General features: G+C 73.9%; 5 protein-coding genes. 3 read left to right on the plus strand and 2 right to left on the minus strand.

Features of this window, described 5'->3' with window-relative positions; genetic code table 11:
* Nucleotides 1-97: 97 nt before the first annotated feature.
* On the minus strand, nucleotides 98-715 hold the full coding sequence (locus tag ACWEVO_RS31470) for a DUF4126 domain-containing protein (RefSeq protein ID WP_452311094.1): 618 nt from the start codon (nucleotides 713-715) through the stop codon (nucleotides 98-100).
* 71 nt (nucleotides 716-786) lie between these two features.
* Here ACWEVO_RS31470 and nucS point away from each other — a divergent pair, with 71 nt between their 5' ends.
* Nucleotides 787-1,446, plus strand: coding sequence for an endonuclease NucS (gene nucS / locus ACWEVO_RS31475; RefSeq protein ID WP_452311095.1), 660 nt, complete (start codon nucleotides 787-789; stop codon nucleotides 1,444-1,446).
* 18 nt (nucleotides 1,447-1,464) lie between these two features.
* Here the strand turns inward: nucS and ACWEVO_RS31480 are convergent, their stop codons facing one another.
* The gene (locus ACWEVO_RS31480; protein WP_452311096.1) at nucleotides 1,465-2,967 is read right to left on the minus strand and encodes an aldehyde dehydrogenase family protein; all 1,503 of its coding nucleotides are present in this window, start codon (nucleotides 2,965-2,967) and stop codon (nucleotides 1,465-1,467) included.
* Nucleotides 2,968-3,175: 208 nt separating this feature from the next.
* Between ACWEVO_RS31480 and ACWEVO_RS31485 the strand changes: the two genes are divergently transcribed.
* Both ACWEVO_RS31485 and ACWEVO_RS31490 read left to right on the plus strand, forming a co-directional pair.
* Nucleotides 3,176-3,652: an FHA domain-containing protein gene (locus tag ACWEVO_RS31485; RefSeq protein WP_452311097.1), complete on the plus strand. Its 477-nt coding sequence runs from the start codon at nucleotides 3,176-3,178 to the stop codon at nucleotides 3,650-3,652.
* An 83-nt stretch (nucleotides 3,653-3,735) separates the two neighbouring features.
* Nucleotides 3,736-4,209, plus strand: a 474-nt coding sequence (locus tag ACWEVO_RS31490; RefSeq protein ID WP_452311098.1) for an alpha/beta fold hydrolase, incomplete at its 3' end; no start/stop codon positions are given.

Here is a 4,209-nt window from a genome sequence, read left to right on the forward strand (position 1 = left end):
CACACCTGAGCAACACGCTGGCCGGCACCCCGAACCCGGGGTGCCGGCCAGCGGCGTGTCTACGTACCAGTGCGGGAGCCCGGAGCGGGCAGCGGGATCAGACCCGGAACCCGGCGGCCCGAGCCGCCGCCCGTTCCCGGCGTCGGTCCTTGCGCCGGCGCAGGAACCAGAAGAGGAACGCCACGAGGCCGAGCAGGAAGACCAGCACCAGCACGGGCAGCAGGATCGCCACCACCGACATGACGGCGCTGGTGGCGTCCTCGGCGGTGCTGGCGACCGGGGCGCCGAAGCCGGCGGTGGTCGCGTTGATCACCGGGCGGGCCGCCGCCTTGAGCAGGTGCACGCCGAGCGCGATGAGCACCCCGACCAGCACCGGCACCCACTGGTGCGAGGAGAAGAAGGTGTCCGGGTCGCTGACCGTGACGGTCTGCGAGCTGGAACCGGCGCCGAACGCCAGGCCACCGGCGGTCGGCCGGACCACGGTCTGCACCACGTCGTTGACGTGGTCGACCACCGGCACCTTGTCGGCGACCACCTCGACGGCGAGCAGCACGGCGAGGATCAGCACGACCCAGCCGTTGTCCAGCCACTGCCAGGCGCGCGGCAGGTCGACCAGGTCGGTGTAGCGCGCCAGCAGACCCATCAGGAGCAGCGGGATGTAGGCGTTCAGGCCGGCCGAGGCGGCGAGGCCGGAACCGGTGAGGACTTCGAGCACGATCTCAATATCGCACCGGTACGCCAGTGGCGCTCGTCGGCGACGGTCGGGTGCTCCGCTACCCTCGTCGGGTGCGGTTGGTGATTGCGAAGTGCTCGGTGGACTACGTCGGACGACTCTCGGCACACCTGCCGTTGGCCACCCGGCTGCTCATGGTGAAGGCGGACGGCTCGGTGTCGATCCACGCGGACGACCGGGCGTACAAGCCGCTGAACTGGATGAGCCCGCCGTGCCGGTTGGAGGAGGCCCCCGGGGTCTGGCGGGTGGTCAACAAGGCCGGCGAGGAGCTGCGGATCACCCTGGAGGAGATCTTCCAGGACAGCTCGTACGAGCTGGGCGTCGATCCGGGCCTGCGCAAGGACGGCGTCGAGGCGCACCTGCAGGAGTTGCTCGCGGCCAACCCGGAGACCCTCGGCGAGGGCTTCACGCTGGTGCGGCGGGAGTACATGACCGCGATCGGCCCGGTCGACCTGCTCTGCCGGGACGCCAACTCCGGCGCGGTCGCCGTCGAGGTGAAGCGGCGCGGCGAGATCGACGGTGTGGAGCAGCTCACCCGCTACCTCGAACTGATGAACCGCGACCCGCTGCTCGCCCCGGTCACCGGCGTCTTCGCCGCCCAGGAGATCAAGCCGCAGGCCCGGGTGCTCGCCACCGACCGCGGCATCCGCTGCGTGGTGGTCGACTACGACAAGCTGCGCGGCATCGAGCGGGACGAGCTGACCCTGTTCTGAGCCGCCCGGCCGGGGCCGTCAGCGTCCCCGGCCGTACATCAGCTTGGCGGCCTTGACCAGGCGGGCGACGTCCGCCGGGGTGCGCTCGAAGGTCATCGCCGGCAGCATCGACCGGGCCCGGCGCCGGGTGATCGACTTGGCCCGGCCGAACTCGCGCAGCCCGTCCTCGCCGTGGATCCGGCCGAAGCCGGAGTCGCCGACCCCGCCGAACGGCAGGGTGGACATCCCGGCGAAGGTGAGCGTCGAGTTGATCGACGCCATCCCGGAGCGCAGCCGCCGCGCGACCGCCACCGCCCGCTTGCGGCCGAAGACCGAACCCCCGAGACCGTACGGGAGGGCGTTGGCCCGCTCGACGGCCTCGTCCACGTCGCGGACCCGGTTGACGGTGAGCGTCGGACCGAAGGTCTCCTCGCGCACCGCGGCCGCGTCCTCCGGCACGTCCACCAGCACGGTCGGGTGGACGTACGGCGGCTTGACCGCGTCGGCCCCGCCCAGCACCGCCCGGCCGCCGCGCGCCACGCCGTCCTCGATGTGCCGGCGGATGATGTCCAGTTGCGACGGCATGGTGATCGGGCCGATGTCGGCGCCCTCCGGGCCCACGGTCAACCGGCCGGCCTTCGCCACCACCTTGTCGACGAAGGCGTCGAAGACCTGGTCGACGGCGTAGACCCGCTCGATCCCGATGCAGGTCTGGCCGGCGTTGGTCAGCCCGCCCCAGACGCACGCCTCGGCGGCCGCGTCCAGGTCGGCGTCGGCGTCCACGATCATCGCGTCCTTGCCGCCCGCCTCCAGCAGCACCGGCGTCAGCGTCTCGGCGCAGGCCGCCATCACCTTCTTGGCGGTACGGGTGGAGCCGGTGAAGGCCAGCTTGCCCACCCCGGCGCGGCACAGCGCCGCCCCCACGTCGCCGAGGCCGTGCACCGCCTGGAACACCGGCTGCTCCGGCACCACCTCGGCGAACCGGTCCACCAGCCACTGCCCGACGGCCGGGGTGTACTCGCTCGGCTTGAACACCACGGCGTTACCCGCGGCCAGCGCGTAGGCGGTCGAGCCGATCGGGGTGAAGACGGGATAGTTCCACGGCCCGATCACGCCGACCACGCCGTACGGCTGGTATTCCAGGTGGCCGGTGAACTCGGCCAGGATCAGCCGGGTGCGGACCCGCCGGGGCCCGAGCACCCGCTTGGCGTTGCGGGCCGCCCAGTCGATGTGCTCCAGCGCGGTGAGGATCTCGACGACGGCGTCCGCGACCGGCTTGCCGCCCTCGGTGTGCACCAGTTCGGCCAACTCCTCGATCCGCCGGGCGAGCACGCCGCGCCAGCGCAGCAGCCGCTCCCGCCGGCCGGTGAAGCCGAGCCCGGCCCACCACTCGGCGGCGTTCCGGGCGCGGGCCACCGCGTCCCGTACGTCCGCCTCGGTCGCCACCGGCAGCCGTCCGGCCTCCGCGCCGGTCGCCGGGCTGGTGGACACCAGCCGGCCGTCCTCGATGATCGGGGTCCCCGGGACATGCACAGCCGTCATGGCCGAAGTCTAGACCCGAACATTACTCACCGGTAGGTGCTGGCGGCCCGCCGGATCGACGGGCGTGCGGCGGGGCGCGGACCGCCGAACCGGCGAACGGAAGGTGACCGGCCGGGGTCGCGGGGGTGACCGCGCGGCGGTGGAGGCGGCTACGGTGAGGTGGCACCCTGACGCGGGGGCGATGGTGGGGCGGAGGGGCGAGAAGTCCATGGAGGAGCACCCGGAGCTGATGCCGCTGCTGACCGTGGCGGGTGGGACGATGCGCGGACTGAGCTTCCGGGTCGGCCGGGCCGCGCAGGTGATCGGCCGGGCGCCGAGCGCCGACATCGTGCTCACCGACCCGCACCTCAGCCGGCGGCACGCCACGGTCCAGTCGACCGCCGAGGGGGTCTGGCTGACCGACCTCGGCTCGACCAACGGCACCTGGCTCAACGACCGGCGGATCAGCGGCGGCGTGCCGCTCGCCGACGGCGACGTGGTCCGGGTGGGCCGCACCGAGCTGCGGTTCTTCGACCCGGGCGTGGCCCGCACCGACCCGGTGGGGCTGCACTTCGGGATGCCGCGCCGCGACCAGCGGTTCACCGTGCCGCTGCCCGTGCCGTCGCCCCGGCAGCCGGTGGAGCCGACCGAGCCGGTGAAGCCGCGCGGCGGGACCGTGCCGCTCCCCACCGACGTCTCGCGCTGACCCCGCCGGTCCACACCGGACCCGGGCGCGGTGTGGCGCCCGCGCACATGGACCTGGCCGCGCCGAGGTGCCACCATGCGCCGATGGAGAGCGTGCGGCACACCGTCCAGGGAAACGGCATCACCCAGGCGGTCCGGGTGGCCGGTCCGCCGGACGGCGTACCGGTGCTGCTGGTGCACGGCAACTGCTCCTCGGCCGCGTTCTGGCAGCCGCTGCTGCCCCGGCTGCCGGGGACGCTCCGGGTGGTCGCCCCCGACCTGCGCGGGTACGGCGACACCGACACCGCCCCCGTCGACGCGACCCGCGGCCTGCGGGACTTCGCCGACGACGTGGCCGCCCTGCTCGACGCCCCCGGGCTCTTCGCCCCGGGCGCCCGGCCGGTGGTGGTCGGGCACTCGCTCGGCGGCGGGGTGGCGATGCGGCTGCTGATCGACCACCCCGACCGGGTGGCCGGCCTGCTGCTGGCGGCCCCCGTCTCGCCGTACGGCTTCGGCGGCACCCGGGACGTCGACGGCACGCCCACCACCCCGGACTTCGCGGGCACCGGCGGCGGCACC

The sequence above is a fragment of the Micromonospora sp. NPDC003776 genome, assembly GCF_053605645.1.